Source organism: Vibrio sp. SCSIO 43132, from assembly GCF_019904195.1.
Classification (GTDB): domain Bacteria; phylum Pseudomonadota; class Gammaproteobacteria; order Enterobacterales; family Vibrionaceae; genus Vibrio; species Vibrio nigripulchritudo.
The window spans coordinates 1990482-2011884 of sequence record NZ_CP063200.1; the positions used below are offsets into that span (position 1 = coordinate 1990482).

At 46.3% G+C, this 21403-nt stretch carries 18 protein-coding genes; 12 read left to right on the plus strand and 6 right to left on the minus strand.

What is annotated here, in order from left to right; all coding sequences use genetic code 11:
- Positions 1-3: 3 nt before the first annotated feature.
- The 4 genes from phrB to INR79_RS27210 all read right to left on the minus strand — a co-directional run bounded on the left by phrB (position 4) and on the right by INR79_RS27210 (position 4996).
- Positions 4-1443, minus strand: coding sequence for a deoxyribodipyrimidine photo-lyase (gene phrB / locus INR79_RS27195; RefSeq protein WP_223098032.1), 1440 nt, complete (start codon positions 1441-1443; stop codon positions 4-6).
- 4 nt (positions 1444-1447) lie between these two features.
- Entirely contained in the window at positions 1448-2260 is an 813-nt protein-coding gene (locus tag INR79_RS27200) for a MerR family transcriptional regulator (protein WP_223098035.1), read from the minus strand.
- Positions 2250-3203 carry a YbgA family protein gene (locus tag INR79_RS27205; RefSeq protein WP_223098038.1) on the minus strand — a complete coding sequence of 318 codons (954 nt, stop codon included), beginning with the start codon at positions 3201-3203 and terminating at the stop codon, positions 2250-2252. The genes INR79_RS27200 and INR79_RS27205 overlap by 11 nt, the downstream gene beginning before the upstream one ends.
- A gap of 167 nt (positions 3204-3370) precedes the next feature.
- A complete protein-coding gene (locus INR79_RS27210; protein WP_223098041.1) occupies positions 3371-4996 on the minus strand; it encodes an FGGY-family carbohydrate kinase in 1626 nt (541 codons plus the stop codon).
- Between the two features lie 357 nt (positions 4997-5353).
- Here INR79_RS27210 and deoD point away from each other — a divergent pair, with 357 nt between their 5' ends.
- The 4 genes from deoD to INR79_RS27230 all read left to right on the plus strand — a co-directional run bounded on the left by deoD (position 5354) and on the right by INR79_RS27230 (position 10806).
- Positions 5354-6064 carry a purine-nucleoside phosphorylase gene (deoD, locus tag INR79_RS27215; protein ID WP_223098044.1) on the plus strand — a complete coding sequence of 237 codons (711 nt, stop codon included), beginning with the start codon at positions 5354-5356 and terminating at the stop codon, positions 6062-6064.
- A gap of 35 nt (positions 6065-6099) precedes the next feature.
- The gene (locus INR79_RS27220; RefSeq protein WP_223098047.1) at positions 6100-7569 is read left to right on the plus strand and encodes a lactate dehydrogenase; all 1470 of its coding nucleotides are present in this window, start codon (positions 6100-6102) and stop codon (positions 7567-7569) included.
- 182 nt (positions 7570-7751) lie between these two features.
- Entirely contained in the window at positions 7752-9242 is a 1491-nt protein-coding gene (locus tag INR79_RS27225; protein ID WP_223098050.1) for a hypothetical protein, read from the plus strand.
- The gene (locus INR79_RS27230) at positions 9223-10806 is read left to right on the plus strand and encodes a sensor domain-containing diguanylate cyclase (protein ID WP_004407639.1); all 1584 of its coding nucleotides are present in this window, start codon (positions 9223-9225) and stop codon (positions 10804-10806) included. Before INR79_RS27225 ends, INR79_RS27230 begins: the two co-directional genes overlap by 20 nt.
- A 65-nt stretch (positions 10807-10871) precedes the next feature.
- Here the strand turns inward: INR79_RS27230 and INR79_RS27235 are convergent, their stop codons facing one another.
- Positions 10872-11765 carry a DMT family transporter gene (locus INR79_RS27235; protein ID WP_223098053.1) on the minus strand — a complete coding sequence of 298 codons (894 nt, stop codon included), beginning with the start codon at positions 11763-11765 and terminating at the stop codon, positions 10872-10874.
- A 166-nt stretch (positions 11766-11931) separates the two neighbouring features.
- Here INR79_RS27235 and INR79_RS27240 point away from each other — a divergent pair, with 166 nt between their 5' ends.
- The 8 genes from INR79_RS27240 (at position 11932) to INR79_RS27275 (ending at position 20355) form a co-directional block, all read left to right on the plus strand.
- A complete protein-coding gene (locus INR79_RS27240; protein WP_223098061.1) occupies positions 11932-12324 on the plus strand; it encodes a DUF3302 domain-containing protein in 393 nt (130 codons plus the stop codon).
- Positions 12324-13454 carry an HlyD family secretion protein gene (locus INR79_RS27245; RefSeq protein ID WP_223098064.1) on the plus strand — a complete coding sequence of 377 codons (1131 nt, stop codon included), beginning with the start codon at positions 12324-12326 and terminating at the stop codon, positions 13452-13454. The genes INR79_RS27240 and INR79_RS27245 overlap by 1 nt, the downstream gene beginning before the upstream one ends.
- 634 nt (positions 13455-14088) lie before the next feature.
- Entirely contained in the window at positions 14089-15615 is a 1527-nt protein-coding gene (locus tag INR79_RS27250) for a sensor domain-containing diguanylate cyclase (protein ID WP_223098067.1), read from the plus strand.
- 179 nt (positions 15616-15794) lie between these two features.
- Positions 15795-17342, plus strand: coding sequence for a sensor domain-containing diguanylate cyclase (locus tag INR79_RS27255; RefSeq protein WP_223098074.1), 1548 nt, complete (start codon positions 15795-15797; stop codon positions 17340-17342).
- Positions 17343-17574: 232 nt separating this feature from the next.
- Positions 17575-18132 carry a DJ-1/PfpI family protein gene (locus INR79_RS27260; protein ID WP_022598031.1) on the plus strand — a complete coding sequence of 186 codons (558 nt, stop codon included), beginning with the start codon at positions 17575-17577 and terminating at the stop codon, positions 18130-18132.
- A 221-nt stretch (positions 18133-18353) separates the two neighbouring features.
- Positions 18354-18662, plus strand: a complete 309-nt coding sequence (locus INR79_RS27265; protein ID WP_004407624.1) for a ribbon-helix-helix domain-containing protein — start codon at positions 18354-18356, stop codon at positions 18660-18662.
- Positions 18663-18766: 104 nt separating this feature from the next.
- Entirely contained in the window at positions 18767-19405 is a 639-nt protein-coding gene (locus INR79_RS27270; RefSeq protein ID WP_022561907.1) for a DUF1007 family protein, read from the plus strand.
- 2 nt (positions 19406-19407) lie between these two features.
- A complete protein-coding gene (locus INR79_RS27275) occupies positions 19408-20355 on the plus strand; it encodes a nickel/cobalt transporter (protein WP_223098076.1) in 948 nt (315 codons plus the stop codon).
- A gap of 67 nt (positions 20356-20422) precedes the next feature.
- Here the strand turns inward: INR79_RS27275 and INR79_RS27280 are convergent, their stop codons facing one another.
- Positions 20423-21340: a cation transporter gene (locus INR79_RS27280; RefSeq protein WP_223098078.1), complete on the minus strand. Its 918-nt coding sequence runs from the start codon at positions 21338-21340 to the stop codon at positions 20423-20425.
- Positions 21341-21403 lie beyond the last annotated feature (63 nt).

The following is a 21403-nucleotide window of genomic DNA, read 5'->3' on the forward strand; positions in this document are numbered from 1 at the left end:
TCTTTATCCTTTCGCTTTCTTATACATGTCTAACGCCATTTCACGCTGGGTTTTATGATCAACCATGGGTTTGGGATAGTCCAGTGTGTGGCGCTTTGTCCAATTCCATGGCTGATGAATAAACTTCTGAGGTACTTCTTTTAATTCAGGAATCCATTTACAGATAAACTCGCCCTGCGCATCAAATTTTTCCCCTTGAGATATCGGGTTGAAGATACGGAAATAAGGCTGACCATCACACCCTGTTGATGCAGACCACTGCCATCCGCCATTATTCGCGGCATAGTCCCCATCAATCAGTTTAGACATAAAGTAGTCTTCGCCCTTTCGCCAGTCGATCAACAAATCCTTAGTCAGGAAACTTGCGACGATCATTCTTAAGCGATTGTGCATCCACCCAGTCTGGTTTAACTGCCTCATCGCGGCATCCACAATTGGGTATCCCGTTTCACCGTTTTTCCAGCGCGTTAACCAATCCTCGTCATTGTGCCACTCAAGGTCAATGCTCCAGTCAACAAACGGTAAGCCTTTGCTCAGTTTTGGTTCAAATTCGAGAAGATGCTGATAAAACTCGCGCCAGATCAGCTCACTGAGCCAGGTTTGCTCCCCCTCATTCAACTCATCAAAGTTCTTTAGCCTGTCATTTTCCTGATAGGTTAGGCGAGCAATGCATTGTCTTGGAGAAAGGCACCCCAAAGCCAGATACGGAGAAAGACGACTGGTGCCTTCAATGGCAGGCAAATCTCTGTCGTCTTTGTACTGGGAAGCACTTTCGCGACAGAAATCTCTCAGTTTCTGGATGATGGATTCGGTGTCCACAGCATAAGCCGCGCTGTCTTCCGTTGGGTATGTGAAGTGGCACTTATGATTAAATTCTTCAACGATATTGAGCAACAACCCTACCCCGGGGAAAGCGTCATTTGCGCGCTTCAGCCTTGGCGAGACCGTCACACCAGCCATAGAGACCTTGGCTAACCATGCACGCTTAAACGGAGTAAAGACTTTGAAGTAATCGCCCTGTTTATTTAGAACGCTTCGCGGAGGCATGACGCATTTGTCGTGATAAAAATGAACGTCTTTTCCTTCTATTTCGAGAGCTTCTATCTGCCTGTCACGTTGCTGCTCGTTCAATTCATACTCGCGGTTCGCGTGCACACCATTAACGGTTTCAAGACGCAACAAAGAACGAATCATGGAAACCTGATCAGCGAACATCGAGACTTCCTGATACAACAACGGAATATTGAGTTCGTGCAGTTCTCGTTGCAATTCATATAGCCTGCGATAAAGGAAATCTGCCTGAATCGGCGCTTTGTTGTGTGATTTCCATTGCTGAGGGGTCGCCAAAAACAGAGCCACAACGGGTTCACCAGTCGCGACTGCCTGATTTAGAGCGGTGTTATCTATCGTTCTGAGATCACGACGAAACCATACGATTTGCATAGGGCTAAGCTTGCTCCTGATTGCTGAAGTAGACCTGATGGATAAGTGGTGAATACCCTACTTCGTAAAATTTAGATTCAACAAACTCTTTGATGTCACCCGCGACCTTGGCACCAATATTTTTGCTGCAATGGAAATACACCTGAGACACTTTGCCCGGGTCGAGCATTTCAGATAAACCGCTGATGTCTTCCACCCCTTCTAGCATGGTGACTCGGTTTCCACTGTCTGACAGCAGCAAAGCATGGATTCGGGTATCAACACTGCCTGCTGAATCGAAACTCACCAGCAATGCTTTTTTGTTTGCCGCGACCTTGTTTTCAGACTCGATGATTCGGTTCGACACCGTAATCAACAAAGACTGGAACAGAGAGACCTGAAGCGATCGCTGCGTCGCTTTCACCGATTCCAGCGCCTCCTGAACCGGATGAATCACCTTATCGACCACGTGCTGTGTGGGGTACTCCTTAAACAGCCCCGACAGGATTTTGTCGCCTTTTCCCGAATCCATTTCAGCAATAGCCTGAAGCAGTTGTTCTACTTCATGTAATGATTCATCAACCACTTGCGCCTGACTGGACCGAGCTCCGTTCTTAATCAGCTCTTTCACTTTGCCGATAGGCACGCCTTTATTGAGCCAGCCCTGAATTTCTCGTATCAGGTCGATGTCTTTTTCTGAAAAGAGTCGGTGTCCTTTCTCGGTACGTTTAGGCTGAATTAACCCATAGCGGCGCTGCCACGCTCTCAATGTAACGGGCTTGATGCCCGTCATTTCTGAAACCTCTCTGATCGCAAAGCGAGGGGTTTTATAATGCATATCGTAATCTCAATTCTTGTGGGTATGGGTCCAGAAACTTTTGTTGCTGCAGGTAAGCATCTGGGAATGTACTCAGGTAATGCTTAATCAGCGTTAACGGTGCCAACAATGGCAATAAACCCTGACGATAATCGTGAATGGTATCAGCCAGCTCTTTTTTCTGACCTTTGTCTAATTCACGTTTGAAGTATCCCTGCAAGTGCATCAGCACATTGGTATTGTTTTTGCGACTGGCGCGGTGCTTGAGTGCGTTCATAAATGCAGTGCGATATTCAAGGTAGAATGTCTCTGCGTCGTAGTTTTTAATATTGGCAACCAAGCGACCCAGAGAACGGTAAGATGCCGGGTGGTGTGCCATCAGCGTCAACTTATAGCGGGAATGGAACTCGACTATTTTCCTCGGTGTCGGCTTTCCATCCATCGAGTCATAGAAATCTTTCAATGCATAGATGCGAGAGATAAAGTTTTCCTTTAGAAACGGGTCATGAAGACGGCCGTCTTCCTCAACAGGCAACCACGGCATTTTTTCCATCAGAACTTTGGTGTACAAGCCCACCCCTTCTTTCGATGCGCTGTGTTTTTTGTACACTTTTACGCGTTCCATCCCGCAAGTGGGAGACTTGGCGCACACCACGTAACCGCATAGGTCTTCAGAAATCAGCTCTTCGACTTTGTTTTCTGAGTAATCCAGCATTTGTTGTGTGTACACTTTGTCCTGATTTTTGGATTCAACCAGAGCGACGCGCTCTTCTTCACTGATAAGACGGATGACAGGGCGGGGAACAGGCATTCCGATACCCACTTCCGGGCATACAGGAACAAACTTCACGTACTCCGAAAAGTCTTTTACTAAGAAATTATTGATCTTGTGGCCGGAGTCAAAACGAACTTTTTCACCAACGACACAAGCGCTCACACCAATTTTGATTTCATTCGTAGCCATAGTCTCGCCCCTTTTTCCTGAATCAGGTGGATTGATTAGTTTGTACAATTATTTTTCTTGTACAACTATCTATAGCAAAACGATCACATCGATACAAAAAATATTTTTGTATCGATATTTTGTACAACTTAAGATTCGGGAAGAAGAACTAGAAAACTGATATAAAATTAGAACGTTCGGGATTCACGCACCAGTGTCTGCAACTTAATATAGGTTTGGTATCTTTTTTCGTGAACTTGCTTAATTCGACCATCAGCAGGTGTATAACTTTCCCCAAACGCAGACATCCCTTTCATCGCTTCCTGCATATCTGGATAGGCGTTGGCAGCGACTGCCGCGAGGATCGCGCTTCCCAGCATCACGGGTTCTGGTGCCTGAGGTGCCACCACTTTCACTCCCGTAGCGTCCGCAAGAATCTGGCGTATGAGAGGATCCTGTCCTGCACCACCACTTATCACCACCTGACTGATGCTAAGCCCACGCACTTCCTGCGCTTCGATAATCTGTCGCAAACCATAAGCCAGACCGCAAACACCTGCTACGTAGAGCTTTTGGAGATTATCTATCGAATGTTCCATATCCAGACCCAAAATGGCAGCGCGTGCATCAGGATCGGCATTCGGAGCCCGATTACCTAAAAACTCTGGCAATACGTGCATCCCTTCCACCATAGTGACCGCGTCACTCCACTTGGTAATCTGGCTTTTCACGCCTTCAGATAGATAGTGCACTGGCGATTTACCATCAATATTCGCCATGGCTTTCAGTTCTGAGTAGGCAGGATGCAAACTCACTAAATGATCGATAGCGGCTCCTGCCGCCGACTGGCCCGCCTCATTGAGCCACATGCCCGGCACCATTGCTGAGTAGTAAGGCCCCCAGACGCCCGGAACCAATACCTGATTCGGTGAAGATGTCATGGTGCAAGCGGAAGTACCAAACACATAAGCCAGGCTGGCACTGGGGTCTGCTTCTCCTTCTTCATTCAGAGCACCAACAGATCCTACCCCACCAGCATGAGCATCAATCAAACCAGCGGCAACTGTCGTGCCTTGATTAAGCCCCAAATGTTCAGCCGCGTCTTGAGTCAGCCCGCTTGCAAGCGCGGTTCCCGGAGCGACGATATCGGTTCCAATTTTACTGAACCCGCCATCCGCCAAATCATCTAAGCCAAATTTACGGAAGTAGCTTTCGTCCCAACGACTTTCATGAGCCAGATATGTCCATTTGCAAACCGTTGTACAGATTGATCGCGCCAGAGATCCGCTGGACTTCCAGGTGAGCAAGTCGGTCAGGTCAAAAAAGTAACGAGCTTTGTTGTAGGTATCTGGTAAGTTCTCTTTCAGCCAGATGAGCTTTGGCGTCTGCATTTCCGGAGAAATACGGTTGCCGACAAATTCCAGCACAGAGTGACCTTGTTCGTTAATACGTTTTGCTTGAGGTGTTGCGCGCTGATCCATCCAGACAAGGATATTTCGTTCAGATTTACCATGAGTGCCGACCGAAAGAGGTTGATCGTTCTCTCCAATCACAACTAAAGAACAGGTGGCATCAAACGAGATACCTATTACGGCATCTTTTGATACTCCCGACTCAGACAATACCGTCCGGACACAGTGACCAACCGATTCCCATATCTGGTCTGAAGATTGTTCATAGTGCGCGTTGCCCTCACTGAACATAACAATGTCCTGCTTAACTGAACCAATCTGTTTGCCTTTCAGATCAAACAACCCAGCTCGCGCGCTACCTGTTCCAACGTCTACCCCAATCACATAACGGTTATCTGGCATGTTTCTCCTTCCTTGTTTCTTTGTAGATAACGCCAACTACAGATAGTTAACACCCTAACTTCAAACGATGGAATATGCGGAAAAGAGTAATGTCATTTTTGACACAGCATTGATATTAAAACTGTGCGTCTGAATAGCAAACGTTAAGCAAATCGATTGCATTCCCGCTTTCAACACATTTGGTTATCAATAGAGGTATTTGGTAGGAAATAGCGTTTTTCTGTGACTTAGATCTCAAGGCGTTAACGCTGACAGGGCTAGTATTGCTCCCAAGAAGAAAACCCTGTTCAACAGATTTGGTAATTGTTGTCGCACGTTTCCTGCGAATTACCAGAACTCACTTTGGAGAGTATCAATATGGCAACCCCACACATTAACGCACAAGCGGGCGATTTTGCAGAAACAGTCCTAATGCCAGGCGATCCGTTGCGCGCAAAATTCATTGCAGAAAACTTCCTGGAAGACGCTAAGCAAGTTTGTGATGTGAGAAACATGTTTGGTTTTACTGGTACTTACAAAGGCAAAAAAGTGTCTGTGATGGGTCACGGTATGGGTATCCCATCTGCGTGCATCTACACTCACGAGCTGATCTCTGAATACGGTGTTAAAAACATCATCCGTATAGGTAGCTGTGGTGCCGTAAAAGACGACGTAAACCTAATGGACGTCGTTATCGGCATGGGTGCATCGACGGACTCTAAAGTGAACCGTATCCGCTTCGCGAACCACGATTTCGCAGCAGTCGCTGACTTTGGTCTTCTGGAAGAAGCAGTGAAGCAGGCACGTGCGAATAACGTGCCGGTGAAAGTGGGCAACGTATTCTCTGCCGACCTTTTCTACACACCTGAAGCGGACATTTTTGAAAAAATGGAGAAGCTGGGCATCTTGGGCGTAGATATGGAAGCGGCTGGCATCTACGGCGTAGCTGCTGAACTTGGTGCAAAAGCGCTGACCATTCTTACTGTTTCCGACCACATCATCCGTGGCGAGAAGCTGTCTGCTGAAGATCGTCAAAAATCATTCAACGACATGATGACAGTTGCGCTAGAAACCGCACTTAACCTGTAATTTTTTACAACCATTTTATTCCCGAGGGGGCGATCGTGTCAGATGGCAAGCTGCCAAAAGATGCAGATGGGTTGCAACTCAACTTTTGTAAAACATTGGCGTGTGACAACTTTGGATTGAGTGATGCAGAACGGTATGTTTTGCAGCATGCTAACCCTAAGCGTCCGGCGATGGTGTGCCGTGAGTGTGGTGCTTTCCCCCCCTTACTTAATAATCGCGAAGTTCTGAATGAACTGAGCAGGCTTAGAGCCGTGCATAGCGACGGTTTGCCAGCGTGTCGTAACCCCAATTGTGAAAATGCTGGCAAAACCGTCCATACCCACAAGCATCTTTATCATGCGTTCGGGTACAGTGGCGATCGTCAAAGATACCGCTGTAAATCCTGCCAATCGACGTTTGTTGATAAATGGTCCGGCAGCAATGCCAAAATCGAATTTCAGGAACATCTCCTCGGTTACCTGTTTACTGGCTATTCCGTTCGGGAAATTTGCCGCAAACTCGTCATTAATCCTAAAACGTTCTACGACCACGTAGACCAGATCGCCAGCCGCTGTCGTCGTAAGCTTGCGATGTTTGACGCTCGATGGATGAATCACGCTTCGGAATATCACCTGTCATCTCACTACACCGTGTTGCAGCCTAACAGCCAGAATGGCGTATTCTGGATTGTGACAACCGACGCCGATACCGGATACGTGCTTTCCCAGCATGTCAACTACTCCTTCGACGATGAACCGGCAGGTAACGTCGATCACAACCCGTATGAAGAACCTTCTCGCTTTGTCTCCAAAGACTACAAGCCGGAGTCTTTTGAAGCCGTGACTCGCCCTGCAACCTCATTGCGGGAAAAGATCGACAACAAGTATCAGGAGATTCTGGCACGAGGTAATGTTGAAGATCCTATGGGGAACTTGTCCCAATTCAACTACCCTTCCAAAGGTGCATTGATTCGACCGCCGTACACTTCTTATGCACATTACCTTCACATTCTGAACATGTGTGAGGAAGAAAAACGGGTCTCGATCTTTATGCCTCAAGACCCAGTATTGCGCTCGGCAGCGCTCTCTGTCTGCCTTCCGAGAATCCAGCGCCATAATATTGACTTAATGTACGTCGAAGAAGATGGCAACTGGCAAGACGGTGGAATTGCTCAAAAAATTGACATCGTACACATGGGATGGTGGCGAGACAGGTGGGCAATCAGGAATGAAGAAAATCGAGCCAAAGGCATTTGCTACCTAGCAGGCGACAACGCCGACCTGGAACATTGGCTAAGCCTTGCTACAACGAAACAAACGCAATATTACCAGCAACGTTTTCAGTTGCTATTTGAAAGCTTTATCAACGAACCAAGACGTAAACTCCGCCCAGGCGGATTACTGCCTCTACTGGATATTTTCCGAGCTTGGCACAATTTGTGCTACCAAGACAAGAACGGAATGACGCCTGCACAACAACTTGGGTTGGCGGACAAGCCGCTTACATTACGGACTTTGTTGTCCTGATTTATAGAATCAGGTTCTGAATGCATAACATTCATCAATGAGATAATTGGCAATCTGCCACATTAGTTGTACTTCATTGAGAAAATGTGGCTATTATCATTGTATTGGTGGTGCCATTCTTAATGAGCGCACAATATAATAACAAAGTTGAAATTAAGATACGTAACTGCTTGGACTAAACATTGGATAAAGCCCAGATATTAATTGAGAATGAGCTAGAGCAACTACGTGCTCGAATTGAAAGTGAACCCGAAGGGGTATTGCTTCAGGCGAAGCAATGTTTAGCTCGTGCAGAACAGATTTTGTATCACGAAGGCGTTATCCAAGCCTACATCGTCATCTCCCGTTGTCATTGGTGTTTGATGAGCTACCAGAAAGGCATGAAAGCCATTAAGGAAGCGCTCGCAGGTCAAAACAGACTCGACAATGACAACTATCTTCCTGAAATTCTTCATATTCACGCACTCCAGTTCTGGGGGCAAGCCAAATACTATTCCGCTCAACAATACTGGATCAACGCGCTGGAGCAGTCCGCTCTGGTTGGTGAATCCACGATTGAAATTGAGTCTCTGATTGGTTTGGGTAACGTATGGAGAATCACTGAAGACATTCATTTGGCAAGGTCTACACACGAACTTGCCGTAAAAGTTGCAAACAATGCCCGAATTGACTGGTTGGAAGGCAAAGCTCGTATCTTACTTGCCTGGGATTACTACCTACTTAACAACTACGTAGAAATGCTCTCTGTGCTTGATGGCGCAGAAGAAGCGTTGAAATATCATCAGGACCCAACCTGGCGCGCAGAAATTTGCGATTTTCGGGGTTTGGCACTGATCGGGCTCGAACGTCTGGATGATGCTGAAACCTCCACCATGGAAGCCCATCATCTGGCGATCAAACACGATCTGACCTGGATGAAAGCGCACTCTTTTATTAGCCGCGCCCGCTTAGAGCTTATCCGCAAAGATTTCAGTACCGCAGGTGAGCTTCTTCAACAAGCGGAAGATGCCGCCAAACCGTTCGATAACGGTGAACTTCTTTCACAAATTTGCTTTCAGCAATCGGTCGTGGCAGAAGAAAGTCAAAACTTCGAAAAAGCACTTCAATCGTTTAAGAAATACCGTCGCTACTCCATACAGATGCTTAAAGAGCAGACCAACCGTCTGGGTATGGACAAGGCCAGAGGATCAAAACGACAGCTCGAACAGCGCGCAAGAAAACTGATTAATCGTATTCGTGGTCAGATCGAATTCAACCGCGAAAAACGCTACTCCAATGTGGTGTCTGAAACCTATTGGTGGGAGCAGATGGTTCTGTTCAAGTCAGAACTCATGAAATCGAACCATGCGGTCATCATGATTGAGCATGAAGACAGCAACTATCTGGAGATTTGTATAGAGCTCGCCCACTGTTTGTGTGGTCGCAGCGACTTAATTTCTCAACTGGATGAAAGCCGCGTAGGTATGCTGATTTCAGAAAAAGGTGACGAGGCAAGCAAACTTTATGATGTGGTCAGCCAAATGATTTCCATGTATCCGTGGAGTCGTCGAGGCTTGAAAGGCAAAGCACCGAAAACGTCGTTACACGATATTTTGACGTTCCCATTCACACTCGATCAACTGGTCGAAAAATCAACCCAAACGGAGCAAGCTGATGGAAGCGTTACTAAGTAAAGTCTCTGAAGCTGGGTTGGATCCGGCTTCTGTTACTGGCGAAGATGCGATCATCTTCTGGGATCACGTTCGCCAGCACATTGCGACCACAAATCTTGAGCGTTCGCACTGCTACCTTATCAGTTCAGAATATCGCGCTAAATTGAACCAACCTAAATCCAGCCTGGACGAATTACGTGAAGCGGTTGCATTGCTTTCGCTTCCTAAAGATGTTGAAGACATTCTGACCATCAAATCAACACTCGCAGACCGTCTTTACGAAAACGGCGATTACGCACTGTCACTAAAAGAGTGCGTTGAGCTGTCCAACATTTCAGTGGAATACGGCTACATCGACTACTACGTGATGGCGGTACTTGGTATGGGCAACTTGTGTGATGCCTATGGCGATCACGCTCGCGCGCTCAAGTATTATCAGAAAATCAGCGGTATCGACCACGCCATCAGCAGTCGTTCTTTGCGTCTGCGTTGTAAGCTGTACATGGTGTCTTGTCTGATTTCTCTTGGTCGAATTGCCAATGCCAACGAACAGCTTAAAGAATGCGAAGAACTCAGTATTCTGGTTTCAGACAAAGTTCTGGCAGGCCAAATCATCCTTTATCAGGCGCGCATTCTGCGCAAGCAAAAGCTGTATCAGGAAGCGTTGCAAGTACTGGCAAAAGCACGTTACTCGCTCAACAATGTGAGCGCGTTCTGGCTTTCTAACATGATGCGGCTGGAACTGGCACGTAGCTTAAATGCGGTTGGCAGAACCGATTTGGCCGAATATACCCTTAATTCGGCGGTAAAGCGAATCAAGCTCAATAACTCGCCCGTGCTTCTAAAAAGTCTGTATGAGTCTCTGAGCGATGTCTTTGCCTCTCAGAAAGACTTTAAACAGGCGTTGGCGTTCGAGAAAAAAGCCTTCCGAATTGGCACGGATTTGGTGAAGAATATCCCTATCAGTGACTTGGCTGGCTTCCAGCTTCGTCGCCTGTCCCGCTTCGAACTTCAACTCAAGCTGATCTTGTCTGAACAAGAAAATAAAGAGCTTAAGGAAACCACCGAAACCCAGAAAGACAAAGTGGCTCAGTTGCAGCAAGATGTGTTCACCGACCCACTAACCAGCCTGCACAACCGTCGCTGGCTGGATGTGAAGCTCAAAGATCTTCTGTTACACGAAACGCCTTTTACTCTGTTGGTTATCGACATTGACCATTTCAAATCCATCAATGATGAACTCAGTCATCTGGTTGGTGATAAGGCAATCGTTAATGTGTCGCACGAACTGGCGGCGCACTTTAGATTCCGCGGCGCATCCTGCGTGCGATTTGGTGGTGAAGAGTTTCTGGTGATTCTGGAAAATACCAATGTTGAGCAGGCTGTTCTGCACGCAGAACACTACCGCGAACGAATCTTCCAGTTTGGCTGGCGTGAAATCCTCGGAGAGCGTGGGTTAACCGTCAGTATCGGTGTGACCAATCACCGTGAAGGGGAAAACACTCAACGTACTTTCTACCGAGCAGACAAAGCGTTGTACCGGGCGAAAGCCAAAGGTCGAAATCAAGTCTGTTACGAAGTGTAGATATAAAATTCTTTACGCAAAGCCATCCTGCCGGATGGCTTTTTTGATCGGAAAAATCGTTGTGTTTATAGAAAGAAGAGCGAGATCCCACCGACAGCAGCCAGAGTACCAATCACACTGCTGGACGACACTTTCTCTCCGTTCCACGCATAGATGAATAATATGAACAACGGGCTGGTCGCAATTAGGGTCTGTGCAATCGCCGGGTTGGCATTTTTCAACGCAATTTGCTGTAACCAGAGCGCGAGAAACGTCCCCACTAATATCGCAAGCAGCAATGTAAGGTGGGCTTTGCGATCCATGCTTCCCCAGTTGCTTTTAATGGATTTGAATGGCGCAGGCTCAAGCAGGCGAATCACAGCGGCTACTGCTATCACCCCGATACTCAGCCGAATCAACGCGCCCAGCAGTGGCGGAATGTCTCCAGCCACCAAAGCGTAATGAGAAATCACCACACCACTTGCCTGACACACACTTGCCAGCAAGCCAAAACCGATACCCGATACAGAAGCTTTTTGGTCAGTGCCTGACGGTTTAAACACCACAAACGTGACCGCAGCAGTCGTAATGACCACGCCTAACCAACTCTGAAAGCTCAGTTGTGAACCTAGAGCAACCAAAGCAAGAACACCAGACAGCGGAGGTGCTAAGGATTCCAGCAGCAGGGTTTTATTGGCTCCGATTCGCTTTAGAGCGGCAAAGTAGGCGCTATCCCCTGTCGCAATACCGATCACTCCGGAGATCGCCAGAATGAGAAAGTGATGACTGTCCATCTGCCAGGCTTCTGCTGGCATTGGCAGCAAAGGCAACACAACCAGCATCATTGCAGAAGCAATAACGCCTTTCACGATGTTTAATTGCAAGGCAGAAAACTGGTGGCTAAAACGCCCGTATATCCAGGTAGCAACCGCCCAAACTAATGCCGCGAGTAACGCCGCCGCTTCTCCTATGTATCCCACTCGATTTCCTTATATAAATTGAAGGGAAAATAATCTCATACTCATTCCGCTATCACCAATTGGTGCGCAACTCTCATGATGCAGCTCGGATAAATATTGGTTTCCATATGAATCAAGCGATATATTAAGGTCTGAATTTTCTACAGAAATTAAGAGGAAGCGTTTTATGTTTCTTGATTACTTTGCACTGGGGCTGCTGGTATTTGTCGCTCTCGTGCTCTTCTACGGCATTATTGTCATTCACGATATTCCCTATGAAATCGCTAAAGAAAGAGACCACCCTCATCAGGACGCCATTCATGTTTCCGGCTGGGTAAGCCTGTTTACCCTGCATGCTATCTGGCCTTTCCTATGGATCTGGGCAACGCTGTGGCGCAAAGAAAGGGGCTGGGGTTTCCATAAACTGGAAGAAGAGCAGCATGACATGCACCACCGTATGGATGTGCTTATTGATCAAGTCAGTGCGCTGGAAAAAGAAGTGGCAAAGTTAAAATCCAGAGACACTGTCACGCAACCCACCCAACATCCGAATAATGAAATCAAGCAGGGAGACGAATAATGGATTTACTGCTGATTATGACGTACGCCGCGCTGTGTATCGCCATCTTTAAAATATTCAAAATCCCGCTAAACAAATGGACGGTTCCTACTGCAGTTCTTGGTGGCGTTGTCCTGATTGGTACGCTGATATTGCTGATGAACTACAACCACCCATTCACCCAGTTTGGTGGTCAGTACTACTCTACAACACCTATAGTGCCAAGCGTTCAGGGCAAAGTGGTTGAAGTTTCTGCAAAAGCAAATACCCCCCTGAAAAAGGGTGACCCGCTGTTCAAGATTGACCCAACTCTTTTCGAAGCCGAGTTAATAAGAAAGCAGTCGGCGTTAGCTGAAGCAGAGCAGACCGTGCTGCAACTCGAATCTGCGTATAAAGAAGCGCAAGCTGCATCCATAAAAGCGCTCGCAGACAAAGACAAAGCGGAGAGAGAATTCCAGAGGTACGATAAAGGCTTTAAAAAAGGCGCATTTACCGAGCAACAGCTTGATACCAGACGTCAGGCATTTAAAGGGGCGCAAGCCAGCTATCATGCTTCTCTGGCTAAAGCCAAACAAGCACAACTGGCTTATGAATCCGAAATCAATGGCGAGAACACCTTGATTGCCAGAATGAAAGCTGAAGTCGCTCAGGCTCAGTTCAATCTGGATGAAACCATAGTACGAGCCCCGACTGATGGCTACGTGACTCAACTGGCATTGCGTCCAGGTATGATGGCAGTGCCGTTGCCCCTTCGTCCGGTAATGACGTTTGTGCATACCGAAGAAGAATACTTTGTCGGGGCATTTCGTCAAAACTCCCTACAACGCTTAGAGCCAGGATTTGAAGCCGAGTTTCTCTTTAAAGCCTTACCGGGAAGAGTATTTAAAGGTGAAGTTGTTGAAGTGATCCCAGCGATTGGAGAAGGACAGGTTCAGGCGTCGGGTGCGCTGCTTTCTTCCAGTGCCATCCGCAGCAACGGGCGTGCTCTGGTGAAACTGAAAATTACTGACGATTTATCAAGCTACCATCTGCCAATGGGCAGCAATGCAGAAATCGCGGTGTATTCAGACAGCTTTACTCATGTGTCTGTGATGCGAAAAGTCCTTATCAGAATGAAGAGCTGGCAGAACTATTTGTATCTGGATCATTAAAACAAACCCCGCTCCCAAAAAGGGGCGGGGGAAAACCTAATGGGGGACCAATTCACACTGTTTTAACACCAAGATGGTTGAGCCTCGTGTCTAGGGAAACTCTTCACTTTGATCAAAGGTGATTTAAAATCGAACCTAACAGGAACTGGAAAGGTTTTCTTGGATATTACGAAAATATGAAACCTGTAAAAACAGTAATAAATTGTGAGAATGATTTCCTCTTTTTATGAAATGCACATCAATTTCGTCTCAGGTATGAAGCACATATAGACAAGTGAAATTTCGCGCATACATACTAGATAGATATTCAACAAGTACCAAAAATATCAAGAGCCAAATAAACCCTCAAATGCAGTAAAAAAATCCAAAAACACCATCAAAAAAACCCACCAATAGCACTTTTATTTCATCGAACAATATCTATACGATATCTGCTTTATTATTTAAACGGCTCAACCTTAAGAGGAAATGTCAAAACTATCAGTTAAAAATCAAACTTGCATAATGCTTTGGTTAGGTATCATTAATCAATATTTTAGAGAACTGTTTTGGTTCTGTCGGATCGCGCTTGTTCCACTTAGATTTTGACTGCTAATCAACGTTAACTCCAAGGGAAAAATAATAAGAAACTCTGATGTCAAAACTTACCCTTTATCCCATCGTGTTAATCATGGTGTTTTTGGCGCTTGGTCTTTCCCACTTCCATTATCAAGCCGAAAAAATTCGCCAGACAACTTTATCAACGCTTGAGGTTCGTTCGAATCTGCTTCGCCTGTATGTGCGCCTGATGTCTGCCAAAAACACCGCGATGAAAAACTCTATCGAGTTGGATGTGCAGCAAAAGTCTATTTTAAAAGCGCGTGCCGATTTGATTAAAGAAATCACTTACTACCCTGAGTTCAACACCTACGCTCTGTCGGCTTTCGATCAGCCAGAATTGGGGGATTGGTTAAAAGGCACGTTAACCATGGATGTGCCGTTACAGTCGGCAAATGATCCTATCTCAGAAGAGATTGCTGCTGTGCTCTCAATTAATGAGCAGGCGGGAACAGTCATTGATGATCTTAAAATGACCGTTTGGGCATATTACCTGTCGAAAAACCGGTTTTTGTTTCTTTCCCCTAAGCTGCCTGTCGAAACTTTCCAGTTCAGTGACATTCTTTATGAAAAGCCTTTCTGGACCGAGCTTCTGCCTGAAAAGAACCCAGACAGAAAACAGGTAGTGACAGAACTTTATGATGATGCCGCTGGGCAGGGTTTAATGATCACCATTTCCGATGCGGTTTATCGTGGAGATGAGTTCTTAGGCATTGTGGCAATAGATATTGGTCTCGATCTGATGACTTCCCTACTGAAAGTTGGCGCAGCACCCGGTGAGTCCTACCTGATTGATGAAAACATGCAATTAACCGCCAGCCTTAGCCCTTTCGCGCTGGGCGATAAGCTGCCTATCCTGGTATCAGATACTGGAGAAAACTGGAAAGAGTCGGATGAAGGTTGGTTCTATTGCACGCCAACCATAAACAAAGAACTGTTCTTGGTGCATCGCCTGAAGAAGACAACCTTGCTGCTTGAAGCCATGAAAGCGTCATCCACTGTATGGTCACTTCTGATGATAGGGTGTGTGCTGAGTATTCTTTCGTTCTTTACCTACGTTTCTGCTAAGAAAAACAGGCGATTGATGCTGGTTGACCCGTTAACAGGTCTGTATAACCGACGCGGTTTCTACTCTTTCATTCAGCCTATTTTCCAACAGTCTTTAAGAAACCAGCAAAAGTGTGGTTTGCTGGTGATCGATATCGATCACTTTAAAAAGATTAACGACAGCTTTGGGCACAATGTGGGTGATGAAGTGATCCGCTCTATAGCCGCCGACATTCGGAGGGTGGCCAGTCAGTCTTCTGTGGCGTGTCGTTGGGGTGGCGAGGAATTCGTCATTCTCCTTCAGGATACGACTCTGGACAGGGCACATTGGGTGGCTGAGAAAATTCACCTCGCCATTGCAAAAAGCAAGCACGGTTCTAAATCACTCACAGTAACGGTAAGTATCGGATTAACTGTCAGTTCTGCCGACATTAAGGTCGATGAAATGATGAAAAAAGCGGATATTGCCCTTTACGAAGCCAAAGAAGCAGGTCGGAATCAAACCGTTATTGGTTAGTTCTACTGATCCGCCTCCCACATTTGACAAGCTGAATCCAAGTTATTTGACGATGTAATGGTTAACCGCAGTTATATCAGCTAGATTTAGAAGTAATATTGTCGCAGAAACGAACTGATAACCCGAACTCCCGTAACCCTAAAAGAACCAAATATTTAACCGACAGTGGAACACACTTAATGAAGAGAAGTTTGTACATTCCTACTCTTTTTTCAGCCTTGTTGGCGATTGTCGGCTATGTGTATTACGAATCTGAGCTGGATGAAATCCGTCGCAGTTCCATCAACACAGTCAATGTTCGTGCGGGACTGTTCGAGCAGTATTTCAAACTCATCTCAGCCCATAACACCGGGCTTAAAAATACCATGATCCACTCGTATCATTTTGCGGAAGAAGGGAAGATCAATCTTCCACAGTGGATCAATGCGATAGAGTACTTCCCCGAATACGATATTTACGCGCTGTCCGCTTTTGATCATCCAGAGAAAGCATCAAAGCTAAAAGGCACCTTAACCATGATGGAGCCGTTTAACCCTAACAACAAAAAGCAGCGTTACGAAATGACAGCCGCGTTGTCGCTGAATGAGCAAATCAGTACTTTGGTCAGAGAGCTCGGTGTTGCGGTATGGTCGTATTACATTTCCGCGAACAAATATCTGTTCCTTTCTCCTGAGCTGCCAGTTCGAGAGTTTCAGCTCAGTGAAGCAGACTACAGACGTCCATTCTGGGTTCAGGCTCAGCCAAAAGTGAACCCTTACGGTCGGCAGTTTGTATCAGACCTGTATGAAGATAGTGGTGGACAAGGGTTGATGGTCACCATTACCGATCCAGTCTGGATCCATGATGAGTTCTTTGGTGTCGTCGCCATCGATATTGGCATCGACAGTTTGCTGGATCTTCTGCAAGTCAGTAACTCTGTTGGTCAGTCATTTCTTGTGGATGAAAACAAGAAAATCGTTTCCTCGCTAACGGAATTTGAGGTAAACGAAACCATCAACTTCCCTGCCCCTTCGGATGGGATGAACTGGGTAGAGGACAAAGACGGATTCTACCTTTGGCGTTCTGTGGTGCCTAATGAACTGGATTTGGTGCATTTTGTCAGCCGCGAGCAATTGCGAGACAAGGGCATCAAACATTCAATGACGGTTTGGATGCTGCTACTCATCGGTATGGTATTGAGCTTCAGTGCCTACTTCCTTTACGTCGCTTTCCGTCGTAACCAAAGACTGATGCGTATCGACCCACTGACCAAGATCCAGAACCGAAGGGGATTCTTTGACGAACTCGACAACGTGTATCCGAGCTACGTTAACAGTAAATCTGACGTTGGGCTGCTGATTCTGGACATCGACAGCTTCAAACCTGTCAATGACACATACGGACATCTGGTTGGAGACGACGTTCTGATCTCCATTGTTAAGCGAATCAGTTCGGTAATACCCAGAATATCGTCGGTTTGCCGCTGGGGCGGTGAAGAGTTTATGGTTTTCCACCCTTCTTGTTCTCCAGAAGAACTGGAGCAACTGGCCGAAGAAATTCGCCATCAGATCAAAGCCACACCGCATAGCGACCTGTCACTTCCTGTCACCGTCAGCATTGGTGGCTACTTCGGTCAGACGAAATCCAATTTCAATACTATGGTTCGCCACGCAGACCGCGCACTGTATACCTCCAAGCATAAAGGGAAAGATCAGGTCACCGTCCATTATGAGCCCAGCGAAGACTAGCTTTTCTCGAAAAATATAATTCTCATCTGATTTAACAAAATTGCATCATTTCCATCACTCTGTGAGTCATATCTCGGCTGTAGTATTCCACTGTTACCCGTACAGCCTGGAGTTCGGCAATTCTATGCCCGACAAGGAAAACCGGAGACATCGTCATTCGTGAAGCTAAAACTCAGCTTGGGTGAGGCAATGGAATGGCGAAGTATCCAAGCTATATTGAGAGGAAAATACAATGGCTAAAATTCTACTTCTTGCAGGCGATTTCGTTGAGGATTACGAAATCATGGTGCCATTTCAGGCACTGCAAATGGTCGGTCATCAGGTTGATGCGGTTTGCCCAGACAAAAACGCTGGCGACACTATCAAAACCGCTATCCACGATTTCGAAGGCGATCAGACATACACAGAGAAACCTGGCCACAACTTCGCACTTAATGCCTCTTTTGCAGATGCAAAAGCCTCTGACTACGATGCTCTAGTGATTCCGGGCGGTCGCGCTCCAGAATACTTAAGGCTAAATCAGGATGTATTGAAACTGATTCAGGAGTTTCACCAGCAGGACAAGCCTATTGCAGCAATTTGCCACGGTGCACAACTGTTGACAGCAGCGAACGTTATTGAAGGTAAAGCCGTATCGGCTTACCCAGCATGTGCGCCTGAAGTGAACGCGGCTGGCGGTCAGTATCAGGACATCGCAATGGACCAGGCGTACACAGACGGCAAACTGGTTACCGCACCTGCCTGGCCTGCACACCCTGCATGGTTAGCCCAGTTATTAAAGCTTCTATAAGCAATTTCTCGGTTCACTTAACATTTCAATGTAACAGCCAGGGTTTCTTCTGGCTGTTTTTGCTTTATTATCGATCACACAACGACAGAAAATGATGAGTTGGTAATTTGCAGGACGCAAAACGGTCGATTCATCAGGCTAATTACCCGAGAGACTTCTCTAAACCAATATATTGAGGCTACTTGGGTACAAAACCTAAATCTCACATTTGGGAGACAATTATGTGTGAAATTTATTCCGGTGCGGAAGAAGAACTTTTTGAACTAAAAACCCGCTCTATCCGCATTGACGGTGTAGTAACCAGCATTCGACTAGAAGCCATTTTCTGGCAGATCATTGAAGACATTGCCAAAAAATCTGAGCTTTCCATCGGTGCTTTTGTTACCCAGATCTACAAGGAAGTGCTTGAAAAGCGTGGAGAGATAAGGAACTTTGCTTCTCTCCTGCGAGTGGCATGCACCACTCATCTCAACAATGGCGAACGACTCACGCTTTTTCCAGAAGTTAGCGTGAAGAAAGAGTTAGTTTAACCCTGTTATAATGTAACAATTTTCTGATTGTCATTTTGTATCAATTCCCTTAGTCTTGGCAGAAATTTAATATAAAACCAATTCTAATGAAATTGATGCATCCAATGCGACAAACGCTGACTCAGCTATGTCGCATTCTCATTTTACTCCTGCCTGCTTCGCTCTCCTTCGCGCATCCACACTCGTGGGTCGATATGAAAACTCGTGTTCTTGGAGAAGGTTCTGATATTTCCGGTTTCTCAATGGAATGGACGTTTGATGCCATGACTTCCGCCTACATGCTAGACGGTGAAGACATGTCGGAAGAAGTTCGGGAAGCCACACTTAAGCAACTTGCGCTGTCTGTTATCGACAACATGCTCTATGAGCACTACTTCACTTACTTTTTCGAAGGCGATGAGCCCATCCGTTATAAACAGGTTATGGACGCAAAGCTGACTTTTCACCGGGGCAAACTCACTCTTCACTTCGAACTTCCGTTAACCAAAGACAAAGACGCAAACGGTAAGAATTTAAAGCTGATGATTTTCGAACCCAGCTATTACGTGGACATGAGCTGGAAAGCCAACAGCGCTATAGAACTCAGCACATCACTTCGAGAACAGTGCAGCTTTGATGTGGTGGAACCTACACCAACAGCAGAACAAATGGCTTATGCCCTTTCACTGCCGCAAGATGCCGACCCCGATAACACCTTAGGTCAACTTTTCACCCAACACGCCTACATCACTTGTAAGGGGTAACCATGCCAGACTTTTTTTCAAAGCCTTATCTCAAATGGGCGTTTGCATTCCTTTTTCTGGCGTTGGGTTATCAGTTGTGGCAAAGCTGGCCAACGCTATTACTTAAAAGCATTCAGCTACAACGAGACTTTAATGGTCAGTTAAGTGACCTTCTTTATGACATTCAGGAAGAGCATCAGGGGGCATTGTTAAGCTTCAGTATAATCAGTTTCATCTACGGTATTCTGCACTCTCTGGGACCTGGTCACGGCAAAGTGGTGGTTTCCACTTATCTGGTCGCAAAACCAACTCAGGTGAAGACCAGCCTAATCATCACCATCGTTTCTTCTTTTGTTCAGGCTCTGGTCGCCATAGGTTTGGTCTCGATTCTCCTTTGGGTTTACAAAGCGTCCATGCGCGACATTCACTCCAAGGCGGAATCCGTCATGATGGTCAGCTATTTCTGTGTATTATTGTTTGGTCTGGTGATGATCGTTCGATCAATTCGGAAGATAAGAAACCCCTCACAATGCTGTCATGGTCATGAGCCTAAATTTGCCAATGACTGGAAAGAAGTTGTCGGTCTGATTTTGACTATTGGTCTCAGACCCTGCACGGGTGCCATCATGATCCTGTTGTTTGCCAACATGGTTGGGGTTTATTGGGTAGGCGTATTGAGTGCGCTGTTGATGGCGGCGGGAACCTGTTTAACAACCTCCACCATCGCCATGTTGACTCTGGGTGGTAAAAAAGTCACTACCAATCTGTTTAGCCGAAAGCACAAGCATCATCATGAGCACAGCCACCATCACGGGCACGATCATGACCACAGCCATGACCATGATCATCACCATCATCATTCTTCCTCTCGGGCTCCTCATTACATGACGCTGGCAGGTGGTGTTGTTCTGGGTTTATTTGGGCTGCTGCTTCTGCAGTCTGGCGATGTGGCATTCAGTCGAGTGATTTAAAACCCCTAAGCTTTCTATATCCATTAGGATAAAAGGAAAAGGGGAATCGCTTTCGATTCCCCTTTTTTCAAACCAGTACCATTTCAACATCCACAAAATTGAAGTCTTTATCCAAAGCCTGTTTCATATTGTGGCGAGCATCGGTAACTGAACCCGCAGGTTTGTCTGCAAGCTCTTCCAACGCCAGCCCCACTATCACTAGGTAACTGCTGCCGGTTTTGCTGATGTTCAGACTCTTTGCGCTGATCCCACAGGCTTGCAAATGCTGATTGACCGACGTTTCTATTTTTTCATGCTGTATCTGATCTTGAAGTTTTCCACCAGCTAACTCGATAAAGGCTTCCTTAATGATTCCAATCGGCTGCTTGATCATCAGAGTAGTCAAGATAACCACAAGCAGAGCATCACCGATATAGAGTAAGAAATCCCAACTGCTTCCAGCAGGCACGTATCCGATAACAATCAGAATCAATCCGGTAGAAGCAGAAAGCACACCATCGATAAACGAGGCTTTCTTGTCTACTTTCAACATCGAACTGGCATTCCCTATACGCTTATTCTGCACGTGGTAGAGCAGCGACAGTCCCCAGCAGATGCAAACCATCGCAATGGCGTAGTACACGATCGGTCCGGTATTGATTGGCGCAATATTTCCACCTTGCAAGTAGGTGAAGATCTTAGTGCCATTGCCAGAAATCGCAGAAATGATCACCCCTATCAGAAGTAGCCCCTTCATCATGGAATACAGTGCCTCAGTAACATACAAACCGAAGGGAAAGACTTCGCTGCGAACACTTTTTATCTTAGAAATTTTTAACGCAACCATGGATGAGACAAACAGGATAAAAGACATGTTGCCATCCAGAAGCAGTGCCTCTGATCCAGACAGGTAAAAAGTCCACCAACCACTGAATGCCATGACAAGATTGGCGGCGATACCAATTTTGATGGATTGCTGTTCCCGTTGGGAAATTTGCTCTTTCATGATGCCTCGAAAGTAAAAAATGCGTTTGCTAAATCATATCACATCAAATCATTTTCAATATAC